The 14,653-nt window shown below is 62.5% G+C and carries 17 protein-coding genes; 5 read left to right on the forward strand and 12 right to left on the reverse strand.

What is annotated here, in order from left to right; translation table 11 throughout:
- Positions 1-212 precede the first annotated feature (212 nt).
- Complete coding sequence (locus LW136_RS17510) at positions 213-1,181, forward strand: polyprenyl synthetase family protein (protein ID WP_038657160.1); 969 nt, start codon at positions 213-215, stop codon at positions 1,179-1,181.
- Positions 1,182-1,329: 148 nt separating this feature from the next.
- Positions 1,330-1,557, forward strand: a complete 228-nt coding sequence (locus tag LW136_RS17515; RefSeq protein WP_230355926.1) for a PA4570 family protein — start codon at positions 1,330-1,332, stop codon at positions 1,555-1,557.
- A 117-nt stretch (positions 1,558-1,674) separates the two neighbouring features.
- On the opposite strand, the gene LW136_RS17520 is transcribed toward LW136_RS17515, so the two are convergent.
- From LW136_RS17520 to LW136_RS17550, 7 genes are all read right to left on the reverse strand, one after another.
- Entirely contained in the window at positions 1,675-2,292 is a 618-nt protein-coding gene (locus tag LW136_RS17520; protein WP_230355928.1) for a BamJ family beta-barrel-assembly machinery protein, read from the reverse strand.
- 96 nt (positions 2,293-2,388) lie between these two features.
- Positions 2,389-2,529 carry a DUF2256 domain-containing protein gene (locus LW136_RS17525; protein WP_080902094.1) on the reverse strand — a complete coding sequence of 47 codons (141 nt, stop codon included), beginning with the start codon at positions 2,527-2,529 and terminating at the stop codon, positions 2,389-2,391.
- Positions 2,526-4,061: a cryptochrome/photolyase family protein gene (locus LW136_RS17530; protein WP_230355929.1), complete on the reverse strand. Its 1,536-nt coding sequence runs from the start codon at positions 4,059-4,061 to the stop codon at positions 2,526-2,528. Before LW136_RS17530 ends, LW136_RS17525 begins: the two co-directional genes overlap by 4 nt.
- Positions 4,062-4,119: 58 nt before the next feature.
- Entirely contained in the window at positions 4,120-4,425 is a 306-nt protein-coding gene (locus LW136_RS17535; protein WP_230355931.1) for a DUF6482 family protein, read from the reverse strand.
- Positions 4,426-4,515: 90 nt separating this feature from the next.
- Positions 4,516-5,004, reverse strand: coding sequence for a TIGR00645 family protein (locus LW136_RS17540; RefSeq protein WP_003302125.1), 489 nt, complete (start codon positions 5,002-5,004; stop codon positions 4,516-4,518).
- Between the two features lie 166 nt (positions 5,005-5,170).
- The gene (locus LW136_RS17545) at positions 5,171-5,506 is read right to left on the reverse strand and encodes a PA4575 family protein (RefSeq protein WP_014821453.1); all 336 of its coding nucleotides are present in this window, start codon (positions 5,504-5,506) and stop codon (positions 5,171-5,173) included.
- A 175-nt stretch (positions 5,507-5,681) separates the two neighbouring features.
- Positions 5,682-8,120, reverse strand: coding sequence for a Lon protease family protein (locus tag LW136_RS17550; RefSeq protein ID WP_044315007.1), 2,439 nt, complete (start codon positions 8,118-8,120; stop codon positions 5,682-5,684).
- Between the two features lie 276 nt (positions 8,121-8,396).
- Here LW136_RS17550 and LW136_RS17555 point away from each other — a divergent pair, with 276 nt between their 5' ends.
- A complete protein-coding gene (locus tag LW136_RS17555; RefSeq protein WP_038657144.1) occupies positions 8,397-9,425 on the forward strand; it encodes a cytochrome-c peroxidase in 1,029 nt (342 codons plus the stop codon).
- A gap of 46 nt (positions 9,426-9,471) precedes the next feature.
- On the opposite strand, the gene mscL is transcribed toward LW136_RS17555, so the two are convergent.
- Positions 9,472-9,882, reverse strand: coding sequence for a large-conductance mechanosensitive channel protein MscL (gene mscL / locus LW136_RS17560; protein ID WP_038657142.1), 411 nt, complete (start codon positions 9,880-9,882; stop codon positions 9,472-9,474).
- A gap of 223 nt (positions 9,883-10,105) precedes the next feature.
- Here mscL and LW136_RS17565 point away from each other — a divergent pair, with 223 nt between their 5' ends.
- Positions 10,106-10,375 (forward strand): HP1242/YdcH family protein, encoded by a 270-nt coding sequence (locus LW136_RS17565; protein ID WP_003281602.1) that lies wholly within the window; start codon positions 10,106-10,108, stop codon positions 10,373-10,375.
- 57 nt (positions 10,376-10,432) lie between these two features.
- On the opposite strand, the gene LW136_RS17570 is transcribed toward LW136_RS17565, so the two are convergent.
- Positions 10,433-10,867: a CopD family protein gene (locus tag LW136_RS17570; protein WP_014821457.1), complete on the reverse strand. Its 435-nt coding sequence runs from the start codon at positions 10,865-10,867 to the stop codon at positions 10,433-10,435.
- Between the two features lie 116 nt (positions 10,868-10,983).
- On the opposite strand from LW136_RS17570, the gene radA reads away from it, so the two are divergent.
- Entirely contained in the window at positions 10,984-12,345 is a 1,362-nt protein-coding gene (radA, locus tag LW136_RS17575) for a DNA repair protein RadA (RefSeq protein WP_230355937.1), read from the forward strand.
- Positions 12,346-12,348: 3 nt separating this feature from the next.
- Here the strand turns inward: radA and LW136_RS17580 are convergent, their stop codons facing one another.
- The 3 genes from LW136_RS17580 to glyA form a co-directional block, all read right to left on the reverse strand.
- Positions 12,349-12,717, reverse strand: coding sequence for a PilZ domain-containing protein (locus LW136_RS17580; RefSeq protein WP_041014893.1), 369 nt, complete (start codon positions 12,715-12,717; stop codon positions 12,349-12,351).
- 57 nt (positions 12,718-12,774) lie between these two features.
- Positions 12,775-13,236: a methyltransferase family protein gene (locus LW136_RS17585; RefSeq protein ID WP_042927725.1), complete on the reverse strand. Its 462-nt coding sequence runs from the start codon at positions 13,234-13,236 to the stop codon at positions 12,775-12,777.
- Between the two features lie 135 nt (positions 13,237-13,371).
- Positions 13,372-14,625 carry a serine hydroxymethyltransferase gene (gene glyA / locus LW136_RS17590; protein WP_042927726.1) on the reverse strand — a complete coding sequence of 418 codons (1,254 nt, stop codon included), beginning with the start codon at positions 14,623-14,625 and terminating at the stop codon, positions 13,372-13,374.
- Between the last annotated feature and the right edge of the window lie 28 nt (positions 14,626-14,653).

Consider the following 14,653-nt stretch of genomic DNA (forward strand, 5'->3'; position numbering starts at 1 on the left):
GCGCTTTGAAAGAATGATTAGTGGCTGGCATGGCTGCATGGGGCCGGAAGGTGACGCCCGTGCAATTGCGTAAGGCAGGGAAATGCCCAGGGGGAAGTTCAGGGTCCGCGATTGTACGCATGCGATACACCCCGCGCAATAGCCAACTGGAGTTGCCTTGACAGTGCCAGACCCGCCCCCTAGCATGCCGCGCAATCTGCGAGGAGTCCCCGATGCAACCCCAGCCTTTCTATCAAGTTGTGGCGGACGATTTTGCCGCTGTCGACGGCATCATCCGCAAGCAACTGACTTCGCGCGTTCCTCTGGTGGAAAAGATCGGGGATTACATCACGTCGGCCGGCGGCAAGCGCCTGCGCCCACTGTTGGTGCTGCTCAGCGGCAGCGCGCTCGGCCATCAGGGCGATCAGCTGCGCCTGTTGGCCGCCATCATCGAATTCCTGCACACGTCCACACTGCTGCATGACGACGTCGTCGACATGTCCGGCATGCGCCGCGGCCGCTCCACCGCCAACGCTTTGTGGGGCAACGCCCCCAGCGTACTGGTTGGCGACTTTTTATATGCACGCTCGTTCGAAATGATGGTGGAACTGGACTCCATGCCGGTGATGCGCATCATCTCCCAGGCAACGCGCGTCATCGCCGAAGGCGAAGTGCTGCAGCTGTCGAAAGTTCGCGACGCCAGCACCACCGAAGAAATCTACATGGAAGTCATCCGCGGCAAGACCGCCATGCTCTTCGAGGCTTCGACTCACAGCGCGGCCACCCTGGCCGGCGCCAGCGAGGAGCAACGTGAAGCGCTGCGTACTTTCGGAGATCACCTCGGCATCGCCTTCCAGCTGGTCGACGACCTACTCGATTATCAGGGCGACGCGGAAACTCTCGGCAAGAACGTCGGCGACGACCTTGCCGAAGGCAAGCCTACCCTTCCGCTGATCTACACCATGCGCGAAGGAACTGCCGAACAGGCAGCTCTGGTCCGCAAGGCTATCCAGAAAGGCGGCCTGGATGATCTGGAAAGCATCCGCGCCGCCGTCGAGGCAGCAGGTGCACTGGACTACACCGCCAGACTTGCGCGCGACTATGCCGAACGCGCCATCGCCTGCCTGGAAGTCATTCCCGCCAACCAGTACCGCGATGCCCTGGTCGAACTCTGCCGCTTCGCCGTAGCGCGCACACACTGACAACACCCTGCGGTATCGACGCTGCGCCGCGTGCGCAGCTACCCCACGAAGAAGTCATCCTCCCTCCCCGCTCAACGGGTACACATTTGAGCTTGCATATTTGCAAATAACAATTATTCTCATTGCGAGAATCAATTGGAGGTGCCGCATGACTTACCTGATAGATGCCTGGCTGGATCGACCGCAACCCTACCTGCGCATACTTGATCGCAACACCGGTGCCATATGCGTTTCGCTCGAGGGGGAGGCGCTGGAGGAGCTGCGCGAGCAGGGCGATCTCGATGTGCAGGAGCTGAGCACGAGCGAACCCTGCGTGCTCAAGGAGCAGGTCCGCAACCTGTTCCTCTTCAGCTATGCCCGCGCGCTGCGGCCCTGACCAGTACGCAATACCGAGATCGAGAGCCGCACACGGGCAAGGCGGTCAGGGCTCACCAGCAGCTTGTCGGTAACCGATTAGCAGCCGACCACAGACGCTACGCCCCAGCAGCCGGACTCAGAGCACGTCCAGCAGTTCGACGTCGAATACCAGCGTGCTGTGCGGCGGGATACTGCCAACGCCCTGAGCACCATAGGCCAGCTCGCTCGGTACATACAGGCGCCACTTGCTGCCGGCATTCATCAGCTGTAGTGCTTCGGTCCAGCCGGCGATCACGCCGCCTACCGGGAACTCGGCAGGCTGGCCACGCTGGTAGGAGCTGTCGAACACACTGCCGTCGATCAGCGTGCCGTGGTAATGCGTGCGTACACTGTCCTCGCGGGACGGTTTGGCGCCCTCACCGGTCGTCAGCACTTCGTATTGCAGACCCGACTCCAGCACCACAACGCCTTCGCGCTTGGCATTCTCGACAAGGAAGGCGCGACCTTCGGCGGCGGCGGCTTCAGCCTTCTGCTGCGCTTCACCCTGCATCCGCTCACGGATGACCGCGAAGCTGGCGTTCAGCGCTTCCGGGCTGACCTGGCTGGCAACACCGGCAAACGCATCACGAATACCGGCGATCACCGCATCGAGACTGACGCCCGGCGGGGGATTGTCACGCAGCTGGTCGCCCAGCTGGCGGCCGATGCCGTAGCTCACACGGGTTTCGTCAGTGGATAGATTGAGGTCGGTCATGCCGGGCTCCGAGAGGAAAAAAGGTCGGCCAGCCTAGCACAGCTGAAGCGAGCGGACGCAGCCACCCACACCGCATTGCCGCCGGCAGTGCCTCCATTACCTGCCCTGCCGATTGCGCCGACAGCGTTCGGAGCAATAACGCACCTCATCCCAGCAGCGCGACCACTTCTTTCGCCAGGCAAACGGCAAGTTGCAGGCGGCACAGCACTTGAATGGCAGGTCCGCTTTCCTTCTCACAGCGCGTCCTCGGCATCCAGCCGCGCCAGCAGCGACTCGCCACGGTCCCACAGCGCCTGCTGCTTGCTGCCTTCCATCCGCGCGAGGTTGCGATAGACCATGCTCATCCGCGGATTACCCTGCAACTGCTCGCGGTGGCGCATGAGAAAGTGCCAGTACAACGCGTTGAACGGGCAGGCATCGTCTGTCGTACTCTCGCGCACCTTGTAAGAGCAATCCTGACAATAGTTGGACATGCGTTTGATGTACTGGCCACTGGCACAGTAGGGCTTGGAGCCCAGGTAGCCGCCGTCGGCGTGCAGCACCATGCCCAGCACGTTGGGCAGTTCCACCCAGTCGAACGCATCCATATAGACCGCCAGGTACCAATCGCACAGCGCGGGCGGCGCGATACCGGCGAGCAGCGCGAAATTACCGGTCACCATCAGCCGCTGGATATGGTGAGCGTAAGCATGCTCCAGCGTCTGCCCGATCACCTGGCGCATGCAGTTCATGCGCGTCTGCCCGGTCCAGTAGAACCCCGGCAGCGGCCTGGAATTGCCGAGGGCATTGCGTTGCGCATAGTCAGGCATCTGCAACCAATAGATACCGCGCACATACTCACGCCAGCCAATCAACTGGCGAATGAAGCCCTCGGCAGCGTTCAGCCCGACTCGCCCCTGCCGGTAGGCCGCGTCCACGTCATCACACAGGCGGCGCAGGTCAAGCAGGCCGACGTTGAGCGCGGCGCCGATGCGCGCATGGAACAGGAACGGTTCGCCGCTGGCCATGGCGTCCTGGTAGTCACCGAAAGCGGCCAAGCCGAAATCGAGAAAATGCAGCCAGAGCTGTTCGGCCTCGGCGTGGGTGACGGGGTAATCGAAGCCATCCAGACGGCCGTAGTGATGCGCGAAATGCGCGCTCACCAACGCCTGCACAGCGCGCGTGGTTTCGTCAGCGGCGAAGCGCAAGGTGATCGGGCCGTGCAATCCGCGTGGCAGCGGCTTGCGGTTGTCCGTATCGAGATTCCATACACCGCCCTCCGGTGTGCCATCCTGATTCAGCAGAAGGCCCGTTTGGCGACGCGTCTCGCGATAGAAGAACTCCATGCGCAGCTGTCGCTTGCCACTGGCCCAACCGGCGAACCCGGTCCGCGAGCAGAGGAAGCGGCGGTCGGCATGCCAGGTGATCGAAAGTCCACTGCTCTTGAGCGCCTGTTCGACCCGCCAGTCACCGGCCTCGGTGACGTGGATTTCGTCAGGTCGATACCATGCGGCGAAGCGCGCCAGCTCCCCGGCCAGCGAACCGCTGTTGGCAGGATCGTCGAGTGTCACGTAATCCACCGTGATTCCGCGTTTGCGCAATGCCTCAGCGAAGTGCCGCATGGCGCTGAACAGAAAGATGATCTTCTGCGGGTGATGCGGAACGTGTCCGGCTTCTTCAGCGACCTCAGCGAGCAGCACTCGGTCACGCGTCGGATCGAGTCCATCCAGGGCGGAGAGCTCGAAGCTCAACTGGTCGCCGAGCACCAGGCGCAGTGCGGCGACGCTCACGACAAGTTCTCTTGATGCTTACCGAACAGGGCGCTACCGACGCGCCTGCCGCCGGCCGTCACCACTGGGACCGCATGCCGACCGGCACGCGCAACGGCTCGCGGACGCCCTCCGCAAGACCGCACATCTCGTCGTACGGTGATTGCTGCACCAGATAAAAGGGCAGCTCCGGTAGCTCGCGTAACAGATCACGAGCGTGCTCGACGGACCGCAGACGCCACACATCGCCGCGCGCGTCGATCAGACTATGGCGCTGACCCTGCAGGTAGATGTCGAGAAGATAGATGCCGCCCTCGAGCGAAATCAGCTCGAGGGCGTCGATACGCCCAGCGTGGGCATGAGTGGCGAGATTCTGAAGGTTCATGGCGCTTGCCCATTTGAAAAGCAGTACAGAATATTTAACAAAAAACCAATTCTGTACAGCTTTTCAGGTTTAGCACCTGCGGAGGGACGATCAGTGCTTGGTGAGCTTGTCGAGATAGCCCATGGCGAACGCCGAGACCACGAAGGTCAGGTGGATGATCACGTACCACATCAGCTTTTCGCTATCGAGCTGCTGGGCATCCATGAACATGCGTAGCAGGTGAATCGACGAGATTGCGACGATGGAGGCAGCGACCTTCATCTTCAGCGATCCGGAATCCATCTTGCCGAGCCAGTCGAGCTTTTCCTTGCCTTCCTCGATATCGAGCTGAGAAACGAAGTTCTCGTAGCCGGAGATCATCACCATCACCAGCAGCCCGCCAACCAGCGCCATGTCGATCAGCGACAGGAGCTTGAGAATCAGCTCGGCCTCACTGAGCGCGAGAATCGCCGGGAGGATATGGAAGATTTCCTGAAAGAACTTGATCGCCAGCGCCAGCAGCGCGAACGCCAGACCGAAATAGATGGGCGCCAGCAGCCAGCGGGCAGCGTACATGGCATTTTCGAGGATGCGCTCCATGAGGTCTCACAGCAGAAAATGAGGAAGGCGCGAGTATACGCAGCCGCGCCGAGCGCACCAAGGCAGGCCAAGGTGCGTTTGGCGCATGTGGATAAGAAATTCATCGGCTCCGGTGAGGCGCCGCTGCAGCCAGCCAGAAACGCGAACGGTTTGCAATGAGGCACGCTTAGGGGCGCGACTCCCAGCCACCGAGAAAGCGCGCCTGGTTGGCGTTCACTCGACGCAGCTCAGCCTGCATGTGCAACTGCCAGATGGACGGGTCATCGGATTCGCAGTAGCCCTGCCCCATCAGGTTGTCGGCGATCGCCGCCAGGACCGATTCGGCCATCGCAGGCCCATGGAATGGGCCCTGGACCTTGATTGCCGTGGGCTGCCCGTCTGCAAGTCCAGCCGCACAGAGCAATGTCCACAGCCCATTGCCGCCGGCAAGCGGGCGTATGACGCATTCGATTCGGGTAACCAGGCCCAGGCACTGGCGGTTCAGACAAAGATTGTGTGGCATGACGGCAGTCCTCGCGTCGGGCCGACGCGGGAACATCCTGTGCGGATGTAGCGCGAGAGCCTGTTTATCCCCTGAAGCTGTGGATAATCCTGTGGATGGAGGGTGGATGCCCTCCTCCACTGCAGACCCGCCGCGCGCGCTATCGTTCCGTTCAAAAACCGCACAATGGCGAGCGTTACTTGCTCCCCTCGGACTCGGACGCTCCTTGCTCCGCTTGTGCCGGCTCGCTCTTGCCTTCTTCCTCAAGCTCGATCTCGGCAATGTCGCGCAACCGCTCGACCACCCGGGCATTCACGCTGCCCTTGGGGAAATGGCCCTGCTCGTTGGTTGTACCCACATCTTCACCGACCAGCAGCGACAACGCTTCGTCCACCTGCCTGACAGCATAGACGTGGAACTGCTGCTGGCGTACGGCCTCCAGCACGCGTTCGTCGAGCATCAGCGTGGTGACATTGGCGAAGGGAATGATTACCCCCTGCTCGCCGGTCAGCCCGCGTGCCTCGCACAGGCGGAAAAAGCCCTCGATCTTCTCGTTGACCCCGCCGACCGCCTGCACTTCACCGAACTGGTTGATCGAGCCGGTGATGGCGAAGCATTGCTTGAGCGGCGTGCGTGAGAGCGCCGAGATCAGCGCGCAGCACTCACCCAGCGAGGCACTGTCACCGTCGACGTAGCCGTAGGACTGCTCGAGCGCGATGCTTGCCGAGATTTCCAGCGGAAACTCTTGGGCGTAGCGGCTGCCGAGGTAGCCGGTGAGGATCATCACGCCCTTGGAGTGAATCGGTTGACCGAGATTGACCTCGCGCTCGATGTCGACGATCCCCGAACCACCGGGATAGACGGTGGCAGAGATGCGCGCCGGCATGCCGAATGCCGAGTCGCCGACTTCCAGTACGGTCAGCCCGTTGCACTTGCCGATCGCCGCACCTTCGCTGTCGATCAGAATCACTCCGGCCAGGATGTCTTCGAGAATCCTCGCCGAGACGCGACCGGTGCGCGTGGCCTTGGCCTTCAGTGCACGCTCGATATGGCCGACATCGGTAACCTCATCCTTGGCCAGCTGGCGGATGAAATCAGCCTCGCTGACCAGCTGGAACAGATCGCCGATACGCGCCGACAGCCGCCCCTGATGCTCGGCCAGGCGTGCACTGTAGGTCGCCAGACGGGCGACGGCCGCGGCAGTAAGCGGTGCCATGCCCTCTTCCGAGGTACGGGTCTTCATCAGTTGGGCGAACTGCTCGAGGCTATCCTCGGCCAGCGGGATGTCCTCGTCGAAATCGACCAGCACGCGGAACATCTCCTGGAAGTCCGGATCCAGATCCTGCAGCGTGTAATAGAGCTGGCGCGAACCGATGATGATGACCTTCACGTGCAGCGGAATGACCTGCGGCGTCAGCGTCACGGTGGCCAGGCGGCCGAGCTCGGCGAGTGGCGATTCCATCTTCAGCTTGCGCGATTGCAGGGCGCGCTTGAGCGCTTCCCAGACGAAGGGCTCGCTGAGCAGCTTTTCCGCCTCCAGCATCAGGAAGCCGCCGTTGGCGCGGTGCAGCGCACCTGGACGCAACTGGCGATAGCTGGTGTAGAGTGCGCCCTGATCGGTGTTGTACTCGATGCGACCGAACAGATTGTCGTAGGTCGGGTGCGGCTCGAACACCACCGGCGCGCCACCATCAACCGGGTGACCGACCACTAGGCTCGGGCTGTATTGCTCTTCCAGCAATACACGGTTCTGCGCTTCCGGACGGTTTTCGTCCACCAGCTGCTCGACCACAGTCTTCAGCAGATTGACCTGCACGGCCTGCAGGTACGCTTCGATACCGGCGTTCTCCGCATACTTCTCCGACAACGGTGCCAGCAGCGGCTGCAGTGCCTGGCTGATGGTCTCGTCATTGAGCTGGCGCAGCTGGTTGGTCGACTCGCGCTTCCACTGCGGCAAGCTGGCGAGCTCCTCGTTCAGACGCACTTCCAGCCCGGAAATGTCTTCGTGATAACGCTCGCGCTCGGCTTCGGGCAGCTGGGCGAACTCGGTTTCGTCCAGCGCCTTGCCTTCCTTCATGGGCGTGAAGGCGATATTGGTGCTGTCGCGATAGAGAGCGATCTCCTTTTCCAGGGCGAGCTTCTCGATCACATCCAGCGCCTTGTCGTAGCGCTGATTGAAGCCGCGGTCGATGGCGCTCTTCTTCTGCTGGAAACTCGGATGCTCGAATACCGCCGGAAAGGTCGCCAGCAGGTTGTCGATCAACTGATTGATATCGGCGATGAACGCCGTTGCGCCGCCGTGAGGCAACTCCAGCACACGCGGCTCGCGAGGCTCGTCGAAGTTGTTCACGTAAACCCAGTCCGACGGCGTATCCAGACGCTTGCCTTCGGCCTTGAGGTAGCGCCGTACGAACGAGAAGCGTCCGGTGCCCGGCTCTCCCATCACGTAGACGTTGTATCCCGGACGCGGCATGGCCACGCCGAACTGCAGCGCCTCGACCGCGCGCTCCTGGCCGAGCACACCGAGAAACGGCTCCAGTTCAGAGGTGTCGTTGAAGTTGAATTGGCTGGGCTCGAAGGGACGGGTCAGCGCATCGGGTGCCAGGCGCAAGCCGGCAGCGACAGTTTCAGGCATCGGGAATCCTTGCTGGGGTGGCTCGTTGGCCACGATTGATGCCGTCATTCTGGCGCTGCGCCGGTCGCGCCGCAAGGCTGATACCCGGCTAACCCAGCCTCGCCACGACGCTGCATAGCCGAGGCACATGGATGGAAATCGCGAGCCGACTGCGAATCGACACAAGCAGAAACATTTCGTCGCGCCCACTACGCCCGACCGCCTTGATGCAGGTCAAGCGGTCGCTTGACGAAAAGGCGCCTCCTAGAGCCAGCCAACACAAAAGGAGCTTCCGTGATGCGCCCCTCTATTCCGCTATTGCTTAGCAGCCTACTAATGACCAGCGCAGCGAACGCAGATGAGCTGCGTGAGCGCGCCAACGCGATGTTCAAACCGATTCCCGACAAGGTCACCGAGGTCCGCGGTCAGAAGGTCAGCGAAGATCAGGCAATGCTCGGTCACAAGCTCTGGTTCGACCCGCGCCTGTCCAGCAGTCACGTCATCAGCTGCAACACCTGCCACAACCTGAGCATCGGCGGCAGCGACAACGTGCCAACCTCGATCGGTCACGGCTGGCAGAAGGGCCCGCGCAACTCGCCCACCGTGCTGAACGCCGTATTCAACGCCGCGCAGTTCTGGGACGGACGCGCCAAGGATCTGCAGGAACAGGCCAAGGGCCCGGTCCAGGCAAGCGTGGAAATGAACAGTACGCCCGAGCGTGTCGTCTCGACGCTGCAGAGCATTCCGGAGTACGCCGCCGAGTTCAAGAAGGCCTTCCCCAACGACAAGGAGCCGGTCAGTTTCGACAACATGGCCTACGCCCTGGAAGCCTTCGAAGTCAGCCTGACCACGCCGAACTCGCCGTTCGACCGCTTCCTCAAGGGTGAGGACGGGGCGCTGGACGACAAGCAGAAGCAGGGTCTCGCCCTGTTCATGGACGCCGGCTGCTCTTCCTGCCACAACGGCGTCAACCTTGGTGGCCAGGGTTACTTTCCCTTCGGCGTGATCAAGAAGCCCGGAGCCGAAGTGCTGCCGACCGGCGACAAGGGTCGCTTCGCGGTGACCAATACCGCCAGCGACGAGTACGTCTTCCGTGCCGCGCCGCTGCGCAATGTCGCGTTGACCCCGCCTTACTTCCACAGCGGTGAGGTCTGGGAGCTCGAACAGGCCGTTGCCATCATGGGTGACAGCCAACTGGGCCGTAAACTGGACAAGGACGAAGTCAGCGCGATAACCGCGTTCCTGCACAGCGTGACCGGCGAGCAGCCGCAAGTCGCCTATCCGGTACTTCCCGCCAGCACCGCGAACACTCCGAAGCCAGAGTGATCGCTCCCCGTTACCCGGCGCCAGCCGCCGGGTAACGGCCCCCGTTTCAGCTTCCCCTCTGCTCCTTGAGCAGGTCGCGTATCTCGGTCAGCAACAACTCTTCCTTGGAGGGCGCTGGCGGCGCAGATGGCGCCTCGGCTTCCTTGCGCTTGAGATGGTTGATCGCCTTGATCGCCATGAAGATGGCGAAGGCGATGATCACGAAATCCACCACGGTCTGAATGAATGCACCGTACCGCAACACCACCGCTGGGGCCTCGCCGACGGCGTCCTTGAGCACTATCGCCAGATCCGAGAAGTCCACCCCGCCGATCAGCAGCCCCAGCGGCGGCATGATCACCCCGTCGACGAACGACGACACAATCTTGCCGAACGCAGCGCCGATGACGATACCCACGGCCATGTCGACGACATTTCCCCGCACGGCAAACGCCTTGAATTCGTTGATCAGACTCATACGTAGATTTTCCTTTAGTGGATGACCGGGCCGCCCGCCATGCCCCCGCGGACATGGCGGTGAACGCCGTGGTAGAGCATAGGCGAGCTTGCCGGCGCAGGCCACGACAGAACGCCTTTCATCGACCGGTTATTGCGAATGAGGTTCGCTTGATCGCCGTCAACCGGTTCTCGGAGGAAGGAGACTAAGGTGAACGCCTTCCTGACAAACCGGAGCGGTTTCCATGCACGTCGAACATCACCCACTGATCAAGGATTTCCCTGAGAAACGCGAGCAGTTGCAGAAACTGCGTCAGGAAGATCCGGCCTTCGCCCGCAAAGCGGATGAATACGAAGCGCTGGACAAGCGCATCTGCCGCGTCGAAGACGGTGTCGAAACTCTAGACGACAGCGCGCTCAATGCCCTCAAGCAGGAGCGCGTGGCGATGAAGGACGACATCGCCCGCGACATCAAGCGCGCCTCGGGCAGCTGCTGCGGCGGTTGCTGCGGCTGATAGCGCCTACCCGTGAAGGGAAGCCCGCCATGTGCGGGCTTCTTGCTGTCTGGCCCGCTAGAACAATCCACCGAAGCGGAACCCGGAGCCGACCCAGACGAAGGCAACCGCAGTCAAGGTGATCAGCACGATGTGTAGCCCCAGTTGCGGCAGGCGCTGCGCATCCAGCTTGGGAATCAATGCCAGCCGCGCATGCACGCCGAGCAGCGCGGTAAATCCGAGCAGTACCAGCTTGGCTTGCACCAGATGCGCCATGGGCGACGAATCGAACCATTGCCCATGGGGCAGCCAGAGGCTGGCCAGCCAGAGCCCGCTGACGATCTGCACCAGCAGCGCAGGTATCCCGACGCGCTCGTAGAGTTGTTCGAACTGGCGTACCGGTTGCACATCGCGGCGACGCAGGGCACCCGGCAGCACACTGAACAGCAGTACCAGATGCCCGCCAACCCAGACACTGGCGCCCAGTAGATGCAGAAACAACAGATGTCGCATGGCGCTCACTCCTGTTCGATTTGTTTACAGTCTGGCCGCTGCCTCGCCGCTTGTGGCTGATCGCGATCAAGTCAGCCGTTATCATGCGACACCACCAAGCAGACCCGGAGTTTCCCATGGCCAAGGCCAAGCGCATGTATGGCTGCACCGAATGCGGCTCGACCTTCCCGAAATGGGCCGGCCAGTGCGGTGACTGTGGCGCCTGGAATACGCTGGTGGAAACGATCATCGAGGGTGCGGCACCGCCATCCGGCCGCGCAGGCTGGGCCGGGGAGCAGGCCAACATCAGGACGCTCGCCGAGGTCAGCGTCGAGGAAGTACCGCGCTTTTCCACCGCTTCCGGCGAGCTGGATCGCGTACTCGGAGGGGGGCTGGTGGACGGCTCGGTAGTGCTGATCGGCGGTGATCCGGGTATCGGCAAGTCGACGATCCTGCTGCAGACCCTCTGCGCCATCGCCCAGCAGTACCCGGCGCTCTACGTCACCGGTGAGGAATCCCAGCAGCAGGTCGCCATGCGTGCGCGTCGTCTGGACCTGCCGCAGGACCGGCTCAAGGTGATGACCGAGACCTGCATCGAATCAATCATCGCCACCGCGCGGCTGGAAAAGCCCAAGGTGATGGTGATCGACTCGATCCAGACCATCTTCACCGAGCAGCTGCAGTCCGCGCCGGGCGGTGTGGCTCAGGTGCGCGAGAGCGCGGCGCTGCTGGTCCGCTTCGCCAAGCAGAGCGGCACGGCGATCTTCCTCGTCGGCCACGTGACCAAGGAAGGCGCCCTCGCCGGGCCGCGTGTGCTCGAGCACATGGTCGATACGGTGCTGTATTTCGAGGGCGAGTCCGACGGTCGCCTGCGCCTCTTGCGCGCAGTGAAGAACCGCTTCGGCGCGGTCAACGAGCTCGGTGTGTTCGGCATGACCGACAAGGGTCTGAAAGAAGTCACCAACCCGTCGGCGATCTTCCTCACCCGCGCCCAGGAAGCGGTGCCGGGCAGCGTGGTGATGGCTACCTGGGAAGGCACCCGGCCGATGCTGGTGGAGGTGCAGGCGCTGGTCGATACCAGCCACCTGGCCAACCCGCGCCGCGTCACCCTGGGCCTCGACCAGAACCGCCTGGCCATGCTGCTGGCCGTGCTGCATCGGCATGGCAGCATTCCCACCTACGATCAGGACGTGTTCATCAACGTGGTCGGCGGCGTGAAGGTGCTGGAGACCGCGGCGGATCTGGCGCTGATGGCCGCGGTGATCTCCAGCCTGCGCAACCGGCCGCTGAATACCGATCTGCTGGTGTTCGGTGAAGTGGGCCTGTCGGGCGAGATCCGCCCGGTGCCAAGTGGTCAGGAGCGTCTGAAGGAGGCCGCCAAGCACGGCTTCAAGCGCGCCATCGTGCCCAAGGGCAATGCGCCGAAGGAAGCCCCCGCCGGTTTGCAGATCATCGCCGTGACCCGCCTGGAGCAGGCGCTCGACGCGCTGTTCGAGTGATCGTTACTGGCCGCCAAGTGCGGCCAGCTCGCGTTCCAGCAGTGCCTCGTCGCCGAGGTTGAGTTCGACCAGGCGCCGCAGGTGGGCGATCGAGTCGAGATCGATATGCTGGCAGACGAAGCCGATCAGATCGCCCTCTTCATGGGTCATCGCCACCTCCATGCGCACCTCGGCATCATCGGCCAGGCGCACCCGCGCTTCGAACGGCTGTTCAGCATCGGCATCCCAGCCTTCCGGGCGGCGAACCAGCAGGCCTTTCAGGGACAGGTCATGCAGCTCGACCGGCCAGCGCCGGTCGCCCTGCACCAACTCAGTGGCGGCATCGAACTCGATACGCTGGAAGCGCCGGCGATCACTGGGGGAATCAGTCATGAACATCACTCCGCGGTGTCTGAATTCACTATAGGACAACAACTCTCGACATCGCCGTTACAACCAGCGGCGCACCCGTCCACAGTACGCCAGATAGTCGTCGCCAAACAGCTGGGTCAGCAAGCGCTCCTCGTGCACGATCACGGCGCGCTGCATGGTGAAGATCAGGGCGGGCAGCAACAGCCAGGGCCACAGCGTGCCCCAGAGCAACGCGATGCCACAGTAGATCAGGCTGTCGGCCAGATAGATCGGGTTGCGCGAGAAACCGAACGGCCCCTCTTCCAGCAGCTTCGCGGGCTTGCCATAGGGATTGACCGTGGTCCTGCGCCAGAGCATCAGCAAGCCGGCCCAGAGCATCAGCAACACGCCCGCGTCGATCAGCCCCCAGCCCAGGTAGTGAGTCCAGAGATTGCGCGGCAAGGCGATCGGCAACACCGACTCCAGCAGCCAGGCTGCCGCGAGAAACAGCAGATAGATGACCGGTGGCGGCAGGATCACACCCGTGGCGCGCTTGAACATGAGTCGGACTCCGGAGGAACAGGACACGGCAGTCTAGCGCGCCGCAATCGCCAGGGATCAGGAAGATGTGTCGCGACAACCGCCAGACAGCAAAAAACCCGCTTTCGCGGGCTTTCGATGCAGCGATGTAACGTCTTAGTTGCCGTATACCGGGAACTTGGCGCAGACCGCTTCGACCTTGCCACGAACCGCTTCGATCACCGACTCGTCGCCCATGTTGTCGAGGATGTCGCAGATCCAGCCCGCCAGATCACGGCACTCGGTCTCGCCGAAGCCACGGGTAGTGACGGCCGGAGTACCGATACGCAGACCGGACGTCACGAACGGCGAACGCGGGTCGTTCGGCACGCTGTTCTTGTTCACGGTGATGTGCGCGTTGCCCAGGGCAGCATCCGCATCCTTACCGGTGATGTCCTGCTTGATCAGGCTGAGCAGGAACAGGTGGTTCTGAGTACCACCGGACACCACGTCGAAGCCGCGCTGGATGAACACCTCGGCCATGGCCTGAGCGTTTTTCACCACCTGCTGCTGATAGGCCTTGAACTCAGGCTGCAGCGCTTCCTTGAAGCACACGGCCTTGGCCGCGATGACGTGCTCCAGCGGGCCGCCCTGGGCACCCGGGAAGACAGCAGAGTTCAGCTTCTTCTCGATCTCGGCGTTGGCACGCGCCAGGATCAGGCCGCCACGCGGTCCGCGCAGGGTCTTGTGCGTAGTAGTTGTGACGACGTCAGCGAACGGAACCGGGTTCGGGTAGACGCCAGCAGCGACCAGACCGGCCACGTGAGCCATGTCGACGAACAGGTAAGCACCGACCTTGTCGGCGATGGCGCGGAAACGGGCGAAATCCAGCACCTGCGAATAGGCGGAAAAACCGGCGACGATCATCTTCGGCTTGTGCTCGACGGCCAGGCGCTCGACTTCGTCATAGTCGATCAGGCCCTGGTCGTTGATGCCGTACTGCACGGCGTTGTACAGCTTGCCGGAGGAGGAAACGCTGGCGCCGTGGGTGAGGTGGCCGCCGTGGGCCAGGCTCATGCCGAGGATGGTGTCACCAGCGCTGAGCAGCGCCAGGTAGACGGCAGCATTGGCCTGGGAACCAGCATGCGGCTGGACGTTGGCGTAGTCGGCGCCGAACAGTTCCTTGGCGCGATCGATGGCCAGCTGCTCGACCACGTCGACGTACTCGCAACCGCCGTAGTAGCGCTTGCCCGGATAGCCTTCGGCGTACTTGTTGGTGAGCACCGAACCCTGGGCTTCCATCACCGCCGGGCTGGTGTAGTTCTCCGAGGCGATCAGCTCGATGTGGTCTTCCTGACGCTTGGCTTCCTGCTCCATGGCAGCGAAGAGATCGGCGTCGAAACGGGCGAGGGTCAAATCACGGCTGAACATGGCAGTCCTCTGAGATCAGCTGGCGGTA

It is taken from the genome of Stutzerimonas kunmingensis (assembly GCF_021432085.1).
Lineage (GTDB): Bacteria > Pseudomonadota > Gammaproteobacteria > Pseudomonadales > Pseudomonadaceae > Stutzerimonas.